The 410-nt window shown below is 45.9% G+C and carries 1 protein-coding gene; it reads left to right on the top strand.

The genetic code is table 11. The features are described 5' to 3' along the window. On the top strand, positions 1-410 hold a 410-nt coding region (locus CCAND38_RS11935), incomplete at both ends, for an InlB B-repeat-containing protein (RefSeq protein ID WP_042343913.1).

Genomic DNA, 410 nt, shown 5'->3' with positions numbered 1-410 from the left:
AACACGGCTTGGGGTAGCGTATCTCCTGAAAATCAAACCCTTAATGCAGGTCAAACGGCAAAAGTAACAGCCACGCCCGTAGCACCGCACAAATTCAAACATTGGATAAACACGGCTACTCAAGCAGTGGTTTCTACCCAAGCGGAGTATAGCTTTACCGTAAACGAAAATAGCAGTCTTACCGCTGTTTTTGAGGAGGGTGTTTCTACTTACAAGGTAACAGCTAAGAGCAACAATACGGCTTGGGGTAGCGTATCTCCTGAAAATCAAACCCTTAATGCAGGTCAAACGGCAAAAGTAACAGCTACGCCCGTAGCACCACACAAATTCAAACATTGGGTAAACACGGCTACTCAAGCGGTGGTTTCTACCCAAGCGGAGTATAGCTTTACCGTAAACGAAAATAGCAG

Source organism: Capnocytophaga canis (genome assembly GCF_000827555.1).
Taxonomy (GTDB): Bacteria; Bacteroidota; Bacteroidia; order Flavobacteriales; family Flavobacteriaceae; genus Capnocytophaga; species Capnocytophaga canis.
This window is presented reverse-complemented; position numbering and strand designations above follow the sequence as displayed.